Origin of the sequence: Rugamonas brunnea, from assembly GCF_014042345.1 — a bacterium.
Lineage (GTDB): Bacteria > Pseudomonadota > Gammaproteobacteria > Burkholderiales > Burkholderiaceae_D > Rugamonas > Rugamonas brunnea.
Genome location: NZ_JACEZT010000007.1, coordinates 14,836 through 29,181, shown reverse-complemented (window position 1 = coordinate 29,181; position 14,346 = coordinate 14,836). Strand labels below are relative to the sequence as shown.

The window sequence follows — 14,346 nt, the reverse complement described above, 5'->3', positions numbered from 1 at the left end:
CCCCCCTCAAGCAAGGAGATTTGTCATGAAACGTCTTTCCACTTGCGTGCTGGCCGGCTTGCTGGCCGGCGTGCTGCTGGCGCCGGCCGCCCGCGCCACGCCATTCACGTTCACCTTCAGCGCCACACCATCGGGCGGCAGCATCACCGGCCAGCCGGGACAACTGACAGGCTGGGGCTACGATATCGGCAACACCGACACGGTGGACTGGTTCGTGCCCACGGCGCTGAGCGCCTCGTCGTTCAGCATCGGCTTGCCGGACGCCAGCTATTTCGACTTTCCCATCCTGGCGCCGGGCGCGAGCGCATCGCGCGCGTTCGACGCGGCCACCCTCGCGGGCCTGTTCGGGCTCCAGGTGTTCACGTTCGCCACGCCGGGCCAGAGCGACAGCGGCGTGTTCACCCTGTCGGGCGAGTGGTGGGATGGCGACCCGCTGGCCGGGGGCAGCCTGATCCAGGCAGCCACGGCGGTGACGGCGCCGTTCGGCGTGCAAATCCCCACCGCGCCCGCGTTGCCGGTGCCGGCCACGGCGCTGTTGCTGGCGACAGGGCTGGGCTTAATGGGCAGCCGGGGATGGTGGCAACGCCGGGCTTGCTGGGGACGCCTGGGATGGTGCAGAAGCCGGCAAAGCCGGGGGCGCAGGCAGTGGATGCGCCAGCGCTGCGGCCAGCAGCGCTAGCAGGTCGGCGCTGGCCTTCGGTGCCGGCGCGGCCGGACGGATGTCGAGATAAAATCCGGGGCCGGTGCGGCCCAGCAAGTCGAGCTTCTTGCCATGCCGCTCGGTGGGCTGCACTTGCAGCACCGTAAGCCGGGTCCGCCCCGCGCCCTGCGCTTGCAGATGCACAATGAACTGGCAGGAGAATGGCGCGCCGCCGGCATCCCAGTAGTAGTCGGCGTCCGGCACGATCAGCACGTCGTGCCGGCGCGCGTCGGCGGGCAGTTGCAGCCAGCGCGCCAGATCCGGCGTGGGCGACAGGGCCAGGTCCGCATCGGGCGGGAACAGCGGCGCGCCAAACGGCAGCGCCAGATGGTAGCGGCGACGGGCTTCGCCGCCAGGCGCCAGCTGCTGCAGGGTACGCAGTACCAGTTGCTGGACCTGCGCCGGCGCTTGCGCCACGACGACCGCCTCCGGTTCCGCGCACCCGACCCGCAGCGGCAAGACCAGCAGCAACCACGCGCCTCCCAGCGCCAGCAGCAATGGCAACCAACCGCCCTTCCTCGCTCCGATCAAACGCATATGCCGCCTCCGTCGAACCATGCTCCCGATATGACGGCGATGCGCCCGAACACAATACAAAAAAGCGGGAAACCGGGGTCAGGTCATGAAATTGCGCATCTTACGTGGTGGCATGACCTGACCCCGGTTTCAGTTGTCGAGCGGTGTGAAAGCTGCGCCGGGCAGCACGATGGTGGCGCGGAAGCCGCCTTCGGGGTGGTTGTCGAGCAGCAGTTCGCCGCCGTGCGCTTGCACGATGCCGCGCGCGATGCCCAGCCCCAGCCCCATGCCGCTGCTGTTCTGCTCGCGGCCATGGTCGAGCCGCACGTACGGCTCGGCCAGGCTGTCGAGCGCCTCGGGCGGCACACCGGGTCCATGGTCGCGGATCACGATGGCGATGTTGGTGCCGCGCGGCTCCACCGCCAGTTCCACCTGCTTGCCGTAATGCAGGGCGTTGTTGAGCAGGTTGCCGATGGCGCGCTTGAGCGCCAGCGGTTTGGCCGCCACGCTCAGCCCCGAGGCCGTGAACGAGACTTGATGGCCGGCCAGGCGCGCATCGCGCACCATGCGGCCGAGCAAGGCGTCGAGCCGGATTTCGGTCGGGTTCTCGTGGATGTCGCTATCTTTGACAGTCTGCAGCGCGCCCTTGACCATCATCTCCAGCTCGTCCAGGTCTTCGTGGAATTCGTCGCGCAACTGCTCATCGTCAAGCAGCTCCGTGCGCAGCTTCAGGCGCATGATGGGCGTGCGCAAGTCGTGCGATATGGAGACGAACAGCCGCTCGCGGTCGGCGATATAGCGGTTGATGCGTTCCCGCATGGCGCTGAACGCGCGCACCGTGTTGACGAATTCGCGGCTGCCCGTCTCCGGCAGTTCCGGCATACGCTCGCCGTTGCCAAAGGCGGTGGCCGCTTCCGACAAGGCGGCCAGCGGCCGCGTGGTCCAGCGCACCACGAGAATGCACAGCAGCAGCACGGCGCCCAGCGACAGCGCCTGCAACAGCACGCGGTCGCGCGTGAGCGGGTTGCCGCTGTCGAGGAAGTAGGGATTGGGCATCAGCGTGGCCAGGTACAGCCAGTTGCCCGGCCCCATCTCGGCCTGGATCAGCAAAATGGGCGCCGGGGCCGGCTTAGTCAGCACGACGTTCTGCACCCAGCCTTCGGGCATGTCGTTGAGCGTGGTGCCGTCGTCGCTGACGGGCAGATGGTCGGGCCAGGCGAAATCGATGCGCAGCTTGCTCAGGTTGGGCACGTCTTCCTTGAGCGTAGTGCGCACCTGGGCCTTGGCCACCTCGGCCAGCGCCTGCTCACCAATGCCAGCGATCTCCACCGGGGCCCGGTTGACGTTGACAAGAAAGCGCGTGCCGCCCATTTCGCGAAACTGCTGGATGATGAGCGGACGGTAATTGGCCGGCAGACTCAGGAAGAAGCGCACCACCTTGGACGCGCTGTGGGCCAGATGCTGGGTGGCCGTGCGCACCTCCACTTCCGCTTCCGCGTGGCGCTGGGTGGCCCACAACCAGTTGCCGGCCAGTTGCGTGAGCAGCACGCCGGCCACCATCACCACCACCAGCCGGCCCAGCAGCGACGGCGGCAGGATGCGCGCCAGCCAGCGACCCGGACGCAACCGCGAAGTCATTTCAACACGGCCATGGCTAGGCATGGCGACGAAGACAGTGCGCGTGCACGGCAAGGCGCCATAACGACGCCATGGGCTTGTTGAAGTGACTTCTTAGACATTGCTGGCGGTGACATCGGCGGAGAACACATAACCGGCGCCGCGCACTGTCTTGATCAGCAGCGGCTGGCGGCCGGCGTCGTTCAGCCGCAGGCGCAGGCGGCTGATCTGCACGTCCAGGAAACGGTCCATGGGGCCGGCGTCGCGGCCACGGGTTTCCTCGCACAACACGTTGCGGTCCAGGATGTCGCCCGCGTGTTCGACGAAATACTTGAGCAGCTGGAAGTCCAGTCCCGTCAGCGGCACGTGCTCGCCGTTGGGGCCAGTGACGGTGCGTTCGACCGTATCGAGCGTATAGCCGACGAAGCGGTAGAAGCGCGGCGCGGCCACGTTGTCCATGCCGGTGCGGCGGTGGATGGCCTTGATGCGCGCCAGCAGTTCACGCGGGCTGTAGGGCTTGGAGATGTAATCGTCGGCGCCCAGTTCCAGCCCCACCACGCGGTCCGTCTCGTCCGAGCTGGCCGTGAGCATGATGATGGGCACGTTGGAGCGGCGCCGCACCATCTTGCACAGGGCGAAGCCGTCCGTGTCGGGCAGCATCACATCCAGGATCACCAGCGACAATTCGTCGGCGTAGCGGTTGAACTCGGCCGTGAAGGTTTCGCCGTTGTGGGCCAGGCCCACGTCATACTGGTTCTTCTCCAGGTAGGTCTTGAGCAGGGTGCGGGTCTTTTGGTCGTCGTCGACTATCAGTATCTTACGCATGGTGTTGCCTAGTGTGTCTTGGTGTAGGTGCGCGCGATGGCGGCCAGCCGGCGCTGGGTATCGGCCACGGTCGCGCCGTCGTCGAGGAAATAGCGGTGCAGCTCGGCCACCATGGCGTCGCGCACGATCTCGTCGGTGGCCATGCGGTGCACCAGGCTGGGGATCTGGGCGCCGGGGCCGCTGGAAAACAGTTTGTAGGAAGCGCGCGCGCAGCTGTCCATTTTCGCCAGCGCGGGATTGCGCAGCACGGGAATCGAACCCTTGATCTGATTGTAGTCGTTCTGCAGCGACGGCGTCATGATCAGGGCGGCCAGCTTTTCCTGCGCCGGCCGGTGCGGTTCGCGCGTCGCCAGCATGCTCAGGGTGTCGATGTTGTACAGGTGGTAGTTGGCCGTGCCCGGCACCACGGCACAGCCGAAGCCCTCGTCCACGGCCAGGCCGCGCGTGACCAGCTCGCCCTTGGCCCAGTCGCCCATCACCAGCATGGCGGCGTTGCCGTCGGCCAGTTCGCGGGTGGCCTCGTCCCAGGTGCGTTCGGGCACGGGCTGGTCCATCCATTTCTTCAGGTGGCGCAAGCGCGTCAGCGCGCTGGCCAGTTTCGGGTCGGCGTAGGCGGCCGGCTCGCGGCGCTGGAACAGGGCGCGATAGAACTCGGCACCTTCGGACAGCACCAGCGTCTCGAACAGCGTGGCCACCTGCCACGGTTCGCTGCTTTGGGCCAGTGGCGTCACCCCGCCCTGCTGCAACACGGCAGCCACGTGCTCGAACTCGGCCCAGGTGGTGGGCGGGTTCAGCTTGAACTGGTTAAACAGCTTGCGGTTGTAGAACAGGGAGTTGATGCGGTGGATGCCGAGCGGCGCCGCGTACACATGGCCGTCGGACTGGATGGCGGCCGCCACGGTCGGCTGCAGCAGCTTGTCCCACTTGCCGGCGGCGGCCACGGCGTCCAGGTCCAGCAGCAGGCCGAGCCGGGCCCAGTCGCGGATCACGATGCCGTTCACCTGCGCCACTTCCGGTGCGTCCTTGGCCAGCATGCGGCTGCGCAGCACGATGCCGGCGCCCACGCCGGAACCGTTGGGGATCATGCCGTCGCGCCAGGCGATGCCCTCGTCGTTGAGGCGGGCGGCCACGAGGTCGACGGCCTTGCGTTCGCTGGCCGATTTCCACCAATGCAGCACTTGCAAGCCATCTGCCTGCGCGGCGCCCCATGCGGCCAGGCACACCAGCGGCAGCAGCCGGCGCAGCGTTTTCACCATGTCTCCTCACTCCAGCGACGGTCCACCTCCTCGGATGGCCCTGTTCTTCTTTGTTCCGGCAACAGGGATGCCATGTTGCCGCTGAGACTATACCTTAACTCGCGCAACAAACGTTGGTAAGCATGTTCAGCATTTTGCAAGAAAGCGTATGGAATTGTTGCGTTTTGTTGCAGCGGCACGCGCACCGCCCGGCGCGCCGCCACGCCCGCCACGCCAGCCGGAATGGCCGCCGCACGCCGCCGGCCATTGTAAAGAAATGTAAGCATCGCCAGCCACTCAAAACTCAACAAACCCAACAAAATCAAACACTTAACATTATTTCAAAATAGGAAAAGTGTCTGAGTAGCATCACAAAAGGGCCGATGTTACTGTGCACTTGCCGTAGCAAAAAACTACAACATCCACCGCAACAGCAACACAAGTGTGGCAGATACGCCGGCATGGAACGAGAGATACCGCGGCAGAAATGCCGACGCATCCGGGTCCGCACTGACAACCAAAGAGGAGACTGTCGTAATGAAACATACCGTCCTGAAAACCCTCCCGGCCATGCTGGCCCTGGCCCTGGCCAGCGGCGTCGCCCACGCCGACGCCTTCAACGATACGGAGGGCTTCCACGGTTACCTGCGCGCCGGTTCCGGCGCCAGCTCGACCCACGGCCCGCAAAGCTGCTTCGGCCTGGGCGGCCCCACCCAAAGCTATCGCCTGGGTAACGAGTGCGACAGCTACACCGAATTCGGTTACACCCACGAACTGGCCAAGTCCGAAAACGGCGCCAGCTTCGTCGGCACCCTGTGGGTCGACGCCTACAAGAACAGCTCCGACTTCGGCAACGCCCCGCTGAACATGGCCAAGGCCTATGTGGAAGCGCGCAACCTGCCGTTCATGAACGGCGGCACGGTCTGGGTCGGCAAGCGTTACTACTACCGTCCTGACATCCACATGCTGGACATGCAGTTCATCAACATGAACGGCACCGGCGGTGGTCTGGACAAGATCAACCTGGGCCCGGGCAAGATCAGCTACGCCGTGTTCAAGGATAACGACCAGAACCAGTACGACCCTAACCTGTCGACCGTCGTCAACACCCCGGCCGCGATCCGCCAGAACCTGGTGTACGAAGGCCTGCCGGTCAACGCCGGCGGCACGCTGGACGCGGCTGTGACCATCATCACGGCCCAGGGCAAGGGCACGCAGGACCACAACGGCTGGAACGCCTCGCTGTTCCACAAGCAAGCCGGCACCTTCGGCGGCGGCAACACCTTCGGCGTGCAGTACGGCGTCGGCCCCGGCACCGGCATCGGCGGTCCTTGCTGCGCCCGTATCGGTTCCTCGGGCAGCACCACGCTCGGTTCCGACGTGACCCGGGTGCGCGTGTTCGACGACCTGTGGATCCAGCCAACCAAGCAGTTCAGCGCCGAAATGGTGGCCCTGTGGCAGAAGGACAAATCGGACGCCAACGGCAGCACCACCTGGACCACGGCCGGTATCCGCCCCGTGTACGCCTTCGCGCAAAACTTCAAGCTGCAGGCCGAACTGGGCGTGACGGGCCTGAAGTCGGGCACCACCGGCGAGACGGCGCGCCTGACCAAGCTGACCATCGCCCCGACCATCACCGTGGGCGAAGGCTTCTGGCAGCGTCCTGAACTGCGCGCCTACTTCACGTACGGCAAGTGGAACAAGGAAGCGACGGCCATGGTCAACGCGGCCAACAATTCCGGCCCCGTGTACGGCAACGGCACCAGCGGTTCCTCGATCGGCCTGCAGATGGAAGCCTGGTGGTAATCGATCCGGCATTGCGCCCGTCCGATACCCCGCTTTACCCGTAGCCTAAGCCGCGCGTCCGGCACCCAACCAAGTTTCAGGTGCCGGCGCGCAATCGTGATAGATTAATAAAGTTACATCAATCCACATACGGAGACATATAACATGACCCTCAAACCTCTCGTTCAAGCCGCCCTGCTGCTGTCCGCCGTCGCCGCCTCCGCCGCCATGGCTGCACCCCAGGTCGAAGTGCTGCACTACTGGACTTCCGGTGGCGAAGCCAAATCGATCGCCGAACTGAAGAAGATGATGGAAGCCAAAGGCGTGGCGTGGAAAGACTTCGCCGTGGCCGGTGGCGCGGGCGAAAACGCCACCACCGCCCTGAAGGCACGCGTGATCGCCGGCAGCGCTCCAACCGCCGCCCAGATCAAGGGCCCATCGATCCAGGAATGGGGCCAGGAAGGCGTGCTGGCCAACATCGACGCGGCCGCCACCGAAGGCAAGTGGGAAAGCCTGCTGCCGTCCGTCGTCACCAAGGTGATGAAGTACCAGGGTCATTATGTCGCCGTGCCGGTCAACGTGCACCGCGTGAACTGGCTGTGGGTCAACCCGGCCGTGCTGGCCAAGGCCGGCGCCAAGGCCCCGACCAACTTCGATGAATTCTTCGCCGCCGCCGACAAGATCAAGGCTGCCGGCATGGTGGCCGTGGCCCACGGTGGCCAGCCATGGCAGGACGCCACCGTGTTCGAGTCCGTGGTGCTGGGCGTGGGCGGCGCCGCGTTCTACGACAAGGCGCTGGTCAAGCTGGACCAGGCCGCGCTGACCAGCCCCACCATGGTCAAGTCGTTTGAAACGCTGGGCAAGATCAAGACCTACATCGACAAGGACGCCGCCGGCCGCGACTGGAACCTGGCCACCGCCATGGTCATCAACGGCAAGGCCGGCATGCAGTTCATGGGCGACTGGGCCAAGGGCGAATTCACGGCCGCCGGCAAGGTGCCGGGCAAGGACTTCCTGTGCCTGCCCGCACCGGGCACCGAGAAGTCGTACACCTTCAACATCGACTCGCTGGCCATGTTCAAGGTCAAGAGCGCCGAGGAACAGAAGGCCCAGCTGACCCTGGCCAACGCCGTGATGAGCCCCGAGTTCCAGGAAGTGTTCAACCTGAACAAGGGTTCGATCCCGGTCCGCTCCGGCGTCTCGCGCGCCAAGTTCGACGCCTGCGCGACCCGCTCGATGGACGACATGGCCGCCAGCAGCAAGGCCGGCACCCTGGAGCCTTCCATGGCCCACGGCATGGCGATCGACTCGGCCAAGGCCGGCGCGATCCAGGACGTGATCGCCAAGTTCATGAACTCGTCGATGACGCCGCAGGCCGCCGTGCAAGCGCTGGCCAAGGCTGCCAAGACGAAGTAAGAACGCTGAAGCAAGGCTGCAATCAGGCCGTCACCAGGCCTGTACTAAGGCTGTAACCCTAGCAGTAACGCTGTAACGCTGTCGCGCGGACCGCCGTCCGCGCGCAGAGGCCGCGGCCGCCGCGCTCCCGCCCCCTGGAGCGCGGGCCGGCCGCCCCCCTCGCCCTGGAGAACCCCATGTCCGCTACAACCGCAACCCCGGCCAGCCCGGCCGCCGCCAGCGCGGCCCGCGCCCCGGCCCGCGCCAGCCGCTTCGCCGGCCTGGCCGACACCTGGCTGCCACGCCTGGTGCTGTCGCCCACCATCATCGCCTCGCTCGTGTTCGTGTACGGCTTCATCGGCCTGACGGCCTGGCTGTCGCTGACCGACTCGCACATGATGCCCAATTACGAGTATGCCGGCTTCGGCCAGTATGCCAACCTGTTCGAGATCGACCGCTGGTGGACCGCCGCCGCCAATCTCGGCATCTTCGGCGGCCTGTTCATCCTGGTCTGCCTGGCCATCGGCCTGACGCTGGCCATCCTGCTGGACCAGCGCATCCGCCACGAAGGCGCGCTGCGCGCCATCTACCTGTACCCGATGGCGCTGTCGTTCATCGTCACCGGCGCGGCCTGGAAGTGGATCCTCAACCCGGGCCTCGGTCTGGAGAAGATGATGCACGACTGGGGCTTCGCCAACTTCACCTTCGACTGGCTGGTCAATTCCGACATGTCGATCTACACCGTGGTGATCGCCGGCGTATGGCAATCGTCCGGTTTCGTCATGGCCCTGTTCCTGGCGGGTTTGCGCGGCGTCGACGACGCCATCATCAAGGCCGCCATGGTCGATGGCGCCAGCCTGCCCACGATTTACCGGCGTATTGTCATCCCCTCCTTGCGTCCGGTCTTTTTCAGCGTGCTGCTGGTGCTCGCGCACATCGCCATCAAGAGCTTCGACCTGGTGATGGCGCTGACCGCCGGCGGTCCCGGCACCTCCTCGGACGTGCCGGCCATCTTCATGTACCAGTTCTCGTTCACCCGCGGCCAGCTGGGCCTGGGCGCGGCGTCGGCCATGATGATGCTGGCCACGGTGCTGGCCGTGCTGGTGCCGCTGATGTACATGGAAACCAAAGGAGCGCGCAATGGACGCTAATCTGAACATCGACGGCGGCCGCGTGACGGTCGGCCGCATCGCCATCTACACCCTGCTGGTGCTGGTGGCCCTGTATTACCTGGCGCCGCTGTACGTGATGCTGACCACCTCGTTCAAGACGCTGGACCAGATCCGCTCGGGCAACCTGCTGGCCTTCCCGCTGCATCCGACCACCGCGGCCTGGGGCAAGGCCTGGGACAGCGCCTGCACCGGCGTGAGCTGCGGCGGCCTGCAACCGTACTTCTGGAACTCGGTGCGCATGGTGATCCCGGCCGTGTTGATCTCCAGCCTGATCGGCTCCCTGAACGGCTACGTGCTGGCGCACTGGCGCTTCCGTGGTTCGAACGTGGTGTTCACCGCCCTGATGGTCGGTTGCTTCATCCCGTTCCAGGTGGTGATCCTGCCGATGGCGCGCCTGCTGGGTCTGGCCGAGCTGGCCAACACCACCACCGGCCTGGTGCTGGTGCACATCATCTACGGCATCGCCTTCACCACCCTGTTCTTCCGCAACTACTACGTGTCGGTGCCCGATGAACTGGTGAACGCGGCCCGCATCGACGGCGCCGGCTTCTTCACCATCTACCGCCGCATCATCTTCCCGCTGTCGCTGCCCATCTTCATGGTCTGCTTCATCTGGCAGTTCACGCAGATCTGGAACGACTTCCTGTTCGGCGTGGTGTTCGGCGGTTCGGACGCGCAGCCAGTGACGGTGGCGCTGAACAACCTGGTCAACACCTCCACCGGCGTGACCGAGTACAACGTCAACATGGCCGCCGCCATCATCGCCGCGCTGCCGACGCTGGTGCTGTACATGGTGGCGGGCAAATACTTCGTGCGTGGCCTGACGGCCGGCGCGGTCAAGGGCTAATACACAATTCGGCGCCGGCATCGTGGCCGGCGCCTTCAGGAGACATCAGCATGGCTAGCTTATCTATTCGTAACGTGCGCAAGGTTTATCCGAACGGCGCAGAAATCCTCAAAGGTATCGATCTGGAGATCGAGGACGGTCAGTTCCTGATCCTGGTGGGCGGCTCCGGCTGCGGCAAATCCACCCTGCTCAACATGATCGCGGGGCTGGAGAACATCTCGCAGGGCGAGATCCGCATCGGCGACCGCGTGGTCAACAACATCCCGCCCAAGTCGCGCGACATCGCCATGGTGTTCCAGTCGTACGCGCTGTACCCGACCATGACGGTGCGCGAGAACATCTCGTTCGGCCTCGGCATCCGCAAGGTGCCCAAGGACGAGCAGGAGAAGATCGTCAACCGCGTGGCCGACACGCTGCAGATGGCCCACCTGCTGGACCGCAAGCCGGCCATGCTGTCGGGCGGCCAGCGCCAGCGCGTGGCCATGGGCCGCGCCATCGCCCGCGATCCGTCGCTGTTCCTGTTCGATGAACCGCTGTCCAACCTGGACGCCAAGCTTCGCGTGGAGATGCGCGCCGAGATCAAGCTGCTGCACCAGCGCCTCGGCTCGACCATTGTCTACGTGACCCACGACCAGATCGAGGCCATGACGCTGGGCGACCGCATCGCCGTCATGCGCGACGGCGTGGTGCAGCAGTTCGGCAGTCCGCAGGACATCTACGACCGCCCCGACAACCTGTACGTGGCCGGCTTCATCGGCTCGCCGTCGATGAACTTCCTGCGCGGGAAGCTGGTGCAGGATGGCGCCAACATCGCGTTCACGCTGGAACACGCGGGCCAGACCACGCTGCTGCCGGTGCCGGGCACGGTGCTGCCCAAGCATGCGGGCCGCGAGATCATCCTCGGCATCCGCCCCGAGCACGTGACAGACGCCGTCAGCGCGCGCCGCGCCACCAGCGCCGACGCCTACCACCCGACGGAAGTGGAATGCCTGGTCGAGATGACGGAACCGACCGGCCCGGACACCCTGGTGTTCGCCTGGTTCAACGGCATCCGCGCCACCTGCCGCACGCACCCGCGCGCGGAAGCGACGGCCGGCCTGCACACCAAGCTGGCGTTCGACCTGTCGAAAGCCGTGTTCTTCGACCCGACGTCCGAGAAGCGCGTCGACTTGGGCCAGTAAACACCCCAGTCAGCACGCCAATTAGCCCACCACGGCCGCCGCTTCCTGCGGCGGCCAGTTCCCCTCCCCGATTTCCCTGGCCGCGGCAGCGCGGGGAGCAGCCGCACCCGAATTCGCCGCCCCCATAAAAAGACGCGGGCCACGACCGGCGTCATGGAGACTAGACATGAAGCTCAACGATATCAAGATCGGCTACCGCCTGATGCTGGGCTTCGGCCTGATGCTGGTGCTGATGGCCGGCATGACCACCATCGCCGCGCTGGCCTCGCGCCAGGCCGGCGCCAGCCTGACGCGCTCGGTCGATCAAAGCAACGCCAAGTCCGCACTGGTGGCCGCCATGCGCCAGAACCTGTTCCATCAGGGTCTGGCCGCGCGCAACATCGGCGCCACGGCCGACCTCAATCAGATGCAAAAGGAGATGGCCAACATCGGCATCGAACAGCAGCGCTACCGCGACAATGAAGCCAAGCTGGCGGCGCTGGGCCTGAATCCTGCCGAACGCGCCATCGTGGACGAGATGCACGGCTACGAGCAAACCAGCCTGCCCTACTTCAAGGAAGCGCAGGAATACGTGGCCGGCTTCAACGCGGGCCAGGCGCTCAAGGTGCTGACCACGCAGGTGGCGCCGCTGCAGGATAAATGGCTGGCTGGCCTGGACCGGATGGCGGCCCTGCAGAACCAGGAGATCGGTACCGGCATCAGCCGCTTCAAGGACGACAGCGCGCACGCCACCGTCATCATGACCCTGATCTGCGCCGTGGCCATGACGCTGGCCGTGGTGGTGGCGCTGCGCCTGAGCCGCAGCATCACGCGCCCGCTGCAACAGGCGCTGGAACTGGCCACCCGCGTGGCCGGCGGCGACCTGACCCAGCGCGTGGCCGTCGGTGCGCAGGATGAAACGGGCCAGCTGCTGCGCGCACTGGCCAGCATGAACGACAGCCTCGCCGCCACCGTGGGCGCGGTGCGCACCAGCACCGAGTCGATCACGGTCGCCTCGCGCGAGATCGCCAGCGGCAATGCCGACCTGTCCTCGCGCACGGAAGCCCAGGCCAGCGCGCTGGAACAGACGGCCAGCTCGATGGAGGAACTGACGGGCACCGTGCGCCAGAACGCCCAGCACGCGCAGCAGGCCAACCAGCTGGCCGTGTCGGCATCGGCCGTGGCCGCGCAAGGCGGGCAGATCGTGGCCGACGTGGTGCAGACCATGGCCACCATCAAGGCCAGCTCCTACCAGATCGTCGACATCATCGGCGTGATCGATTCGATCGCGTTCCAGACCAACATCCTCTCGCTGAACGCGGCCGTGGAAGCGGCGCGCGCCGGCGAGCAGGGACGCGGCTTCGCCGTGGTGGCCTCCGAGGTGCGCAACCTGGCCCAGCGCAGTGCCGGCGCGGCCAAGGAAATCAAGACCCTGATCGGCAATTCGGTGGAACAGGTGGACGCGGGCGGCAAACTGGTGGACTCGGCCGGCGAAACCATGGAGCGCATCGTCTCGGCCGTGCGGCAGGTGGCCGACTTCATGCACGACATCACGGCCGCCAGCCAGGAGCAGAGCGTGGGCATCGAGGAGGTCAACCGCGCCGTCGGCCAGATGGACGCCATGACCCAGCAGAACGCGGCGCTGGTCGAACAGGCCGCGGCGGCGGCCGAGAGCATGCAGGAACAGGCCACCAACCTGGCCCGCGCGGTCGGCATCTTCAAGCTGGGCGCGCAGGATGCGTCGCTCCACGCTGCCCTGCCCCCGGCGCGCGGCCCGCAATACCGCCTCGGCGCGACGCCCGCCTGACATCGCGCGCGCCGCATACACCAGAGACACTACACTTCCGCAAACGGATAACGATCATGACGACGACACCCAACTTCCGCGCCCGCGCCACGCTGCTCCAGCACATCCAGCACACCATGCGCTTCTACGAGCCGCGTTGCGTGGATGGCAGCGGCGGCTTTTACCACTACTTCAAGGATGACGGCACCGTGTACAACGCGCACAGCCGCCATCTGGTCAGCAGCACGCGCTTCGTGTTCAACTATGCGATGGCGTTCCGCCACTTCCAGCAGCCGATCTACCTGGAACGCGTACGCCACGGCCTGGCCTTCCTGCGCGGCGCGCATCGCAACGCCAGCACGGGCGGCTACGCCTGGGAGCTGGACTGGCGCGATGGCCAAGCCACCGTCACGGACGGCACCAACCATTGCTACGGCCTGGCCTTCGTGCTGCTGGCCTATGCACAGGCGCTGATGGCCGGCGTGAGCGAAGCGCGGGTCTGGATCGCTGAAACCTATGCACTGATGGAGGAACGCTTCTGGCAAGCGCAGTGTGGCCTGTATGCCGATGAAGCGAGCACGGACTGGTCGCAGCTGTCGCCATACCGGGGCCAGAACGCCAACATGCACAGCTGCGAAGCGCTACTGGCCGCGTTCGAGGCGACGGGCGAACTGCGCTACCTGCACCGGGCCGAGACGCTGGCGCACAACATCACCGTGCGGCAGGCCGCGCTGGCCGATGACCTGATCTGGGAACACTACCACCAGGACTGGTCGGTGGATGGCGACTACAACCGCCACGACAAGACCAACATCTTCCGCCCGTGGGGCTACCAGCCCGGCCACCTGACGGAATGGGCCAAGCTGCTGCTGATCCTTGAGCGCCACGCCGTGCGGCTGGCCGCGCCATCCGACTGGCTGTTGCCGCGCGCCCACGCCCTGTTCGACCAGGCGCTGGCCAAGGCCTGGGACGGCGAACATGGCGGCATCTGCTACGGCTTCGCGCCGGACGGCAGCATCTGCGACAGCGACAAATACTTCTGGGTGCAGGCCGAAAGCCTGGCCGCCGCCGCGCTGCTGGCCACGCGCACAGGCGATCCGCAATACTGGGACTGGTATGAACGGCTGTGGCAATACAGCTGGGCGCACATGATCGACCACCAGCATGGCGCCTGGTATCGCCTGCTCAGCGCCGACAACCGCAAGCTCAGCGACGAGAAAAGCCCGGCCGGCAAGACCGACTACCACACCATGGGCGCCTGCTACGAAGTGCTCAACGTGCTGGCCGACTAAGGGCCGGCACGACAAA

12 protein-coding genes are annotated in these 14,346 nt (G+C 65.9%); 8 read left to right on the top strand and 4 right to left on the bottom strand.

All coding sequences use genetic code 11. From position 1 onward, the window contains the following. Window positions 1-25: 25 nt before the first annotated feature. Window positions 26-679, top strand: a complete 654-nt coding sequence (locus H3H37_RS12000; RefSeq protein ID WP_182162710.1) for a hypothetical protein — start codon at window positions 26-28, stop codon at window positions 677-679. 687 nt (window positions 680-1,366) lie between these two features. Here the strand turns inward: H3H37_RS12000 and H3H37_RS11995 are convergent. The 4 genes from H3H37_RS11995 to H3H37_RS11980 form a co-directional block, all read right to left on the bottom strand. Then, window positions 1,367-2,854, bottom strand: a complete 1,488-nt coding sequence (locus H3H37_RS11995; protein WP_229218793.1) for an ATP-binding protein — start codon at window positions 2,852-2,854, stop codon at window positions 1,367-1,369. Between the two features lie 93 nt (window positions 2,855-2,947). Then, the gene (locus tag H3H37_RS11990; RefSeq protein ID WP_182162706.1) at window positions 2,948-3,658 is read right to left on the bottom strand and encodes a response regulator; all 711 of its coding nucleotides are present in this window, start codon (window positions 3,656-3,658) and stop codon (window positions 2,948-2,950) included. 8 nt (window positions 3,659-3,666) lie between these two features. Beyond that, window positions 3,667-4,914 carry an ABC transporter substrate-binding protein gene (locus H3H37_RS11985; RefSeq protein WP_182162704.1) on the bottom strand — a complete coding sequence of 416 codons (1,248 nt, stop codon included), beginning with the start codon at window positions 4,912-4,914 and terminating at the stop codon, window positions 3,667-3,669. Further along, window positions 4,908-5,219, bottom strand: a complete 312-nt coding sequence (locus H3H37_RS11980) for a hypothetical protein (RefSeq protein WP_182162702.1) — start codon at window positions 5,217-5,219, stop codon at window positions 4,908-4,910. The genes H3H37_RS11985 and H3H37_RS11980 overlap by 7 nt, the downstream gene beginning before the upstream one ends. 211 nt (window positions 5,220-5,430) lie before the next feature. Here H3H37_RS11980 and H3H37_RS11975 point away from each other — a divergent pair, with 211 nt between their 5' ends. The 7 genes from H3H37_RS11975 (at window position 5,431) to H3H37_RS11945 (ending at window position 14,330) form a co-directional block, all read left to right on the top strand. Then, a complete protein-coding gene (locus H3H37_RS11975; protein ID WP_182162700.1) occupies window positions 5,431-6,699 on the top strand; it encodes a maltoporin in 1,269 nt (422 codons plus the stop codon). A gap of 144 nt (window positions 6,700-6,843) precedes the next feature. Continuing rightward, window positions 6,844-8,094: an ABC transporter substrate-binding protein gene (locus tag H3H37_RS11970; RefSeq protein WP_182162698.1), complete on the top strand. Its 1,251-nt coding sequence runs from the start codon at window positions 6,844-6,846 to the stop codon at window positions 8,092-8,094. Between the two features lie 176 nt (window positions 8,095-8,270). After that, the gene (locus H3H37_RS11965) at window positions 8,271-9,224 is read left to right on the top strand and encodes a carbohydrate ABC transporter permease (RefSeq protein WP_182162696.1); all 954 of its coding nucleotides are present in this window, start codon (window positions 8,271-8,273) and stop codon (window positions 9,222-9,224) included. Beyond that, the gene (locus tag H3H37_RS11960) at window positions 9,214-10,092 is read left to right on the top strand and encodes a carbohydrate ABC transporter permease (protein ID WP_182162694.1); all 879 of its coding nucleotides are present in this window, start codon (window positions 9,214-9,216) and stop codon (window positions 10,090-10,092) included. The genes H3H37_RS11965 and H3H37_RS11960 overlap by 11 nt, the downstream gene beginning before the upstream one ends. A 50-nt stretch (window positions 10,093-10,142) precedes the next feature. Then, window positions 10,143-11,273, top strand: a complete 1,131-nt coding sequence (locus H3H37_RS11955) for an ABC transporter ATP-binding protein (RefSeq protein ID WP_182162693.1) — start codon at window positions 10,143-10,145, stop codon at window positions 11,271-11,273. A gap of 166 nt (window positions 11,274-11,439) precedes the next feature. Further along, on the top strand, window positions 11,440-13,059 hold the full coding sequence (locus H3H37_RS26140) for a methyl-accepting chemotaxis protein (RefSeq protein ID WP_182162692.1): 1,620 nt from the start codon (window positions 11,440-11,442) through the stop codon (window positions 13,057-13,059). 56 nt (window positions 13,060-13,115) lie between these two features. Continuing rightward, complete coding sequence (locus tag H3H37_RS11945; protein WP_182162691.1) at window positions 13,116-14,330, top strand: AGE family epimerase/isomerase; 1,215 nt, start codon at window positions 13,116-13,118, stop codon at window positions 14,328-14,330. Window positions 14,331-14,346: the final 16 nt, after the last annotated feature.

Bases quoted from the DNA above. Each gene is read 5' to 3' on its own strand.
- H3H37_RS12000 (WP_182162710.1), top strand. From the start codon at position 26: ATGAAACGTCTTTCCACTTGCGTGCTGGCCGGCTTGCTGGCCGGCGTG.
- H3H37_RS11995 (WP_229218793.1), bottom strand. From the start codon at position 2,854: ATGACTTCGCGGTTGCGTCCGGGTCGCTGGCTGGCGCGCATCCTGCCG.
- H3H37_RS11990 (WP_182162706.1), bottom strand. From the start codon at position 3,658: ATGCGTAAGATACTGATAGTCGACGACGACCAAAAGACCCGCACCCTG.
- H3H37_RS11985 (WP_182162704.1), bottom strand. From the start codon at position 4,914: ATGGTGAAAACGCTGCGCCGGCTGCTGCCGCTGGTGTGCCTGGCCGCA.
- H3H37_RS11975 (WP_182162700.1), top strand. From the start codon at position 5,431: ATGAAACATACCGTCCTGAAAACCCTCCCGGCCATGCTGGCCCTGGCC.
- H3H37_RS11970 (WP_182162698.1), top strand. From the start codon at position 6,844: ATGACCCTCAAACCTCTCGTTCAAGCCGCCCTGCTGCTGTCCGCCGTC.
- H3H37_RS11965 (WP_182162696.1), top strand. From the start codon at position 8,271: ATGTCCGCTACAACCGCAACCCCGGCCAGCCCGGCCGCCGCCAGCGCG.
- H3H37_RS11960 (WP_182162694.1), top strand. From the start codon at position 9,214: ATGGACGCTAATCTGAACATCGACGGCGGCCGCGTGACGGTCGGCCGC.
- H3H37_RS11955 (WP_182162693.1), top strand. From the start codon at position 10,143: ATGGCTAGCTTATCTATTCGTAACGTGCGCAAGGTTTATCCGAACGGC.
- H3H37_RS26140 (WP_182162692.1), top strand. From the start codon at position 11,440: ATGAAGCTCAACGATATCAAGATCGGCTACCGCCTGATGCTGGGCTTC.
- H3H37_RS11945 (WP_182162691.1), top strand. From the start codon at position 13,116: ATGACGACGACACCCAACTTCCGCGCCCGCGCCACGCTGCTCCAGCAC.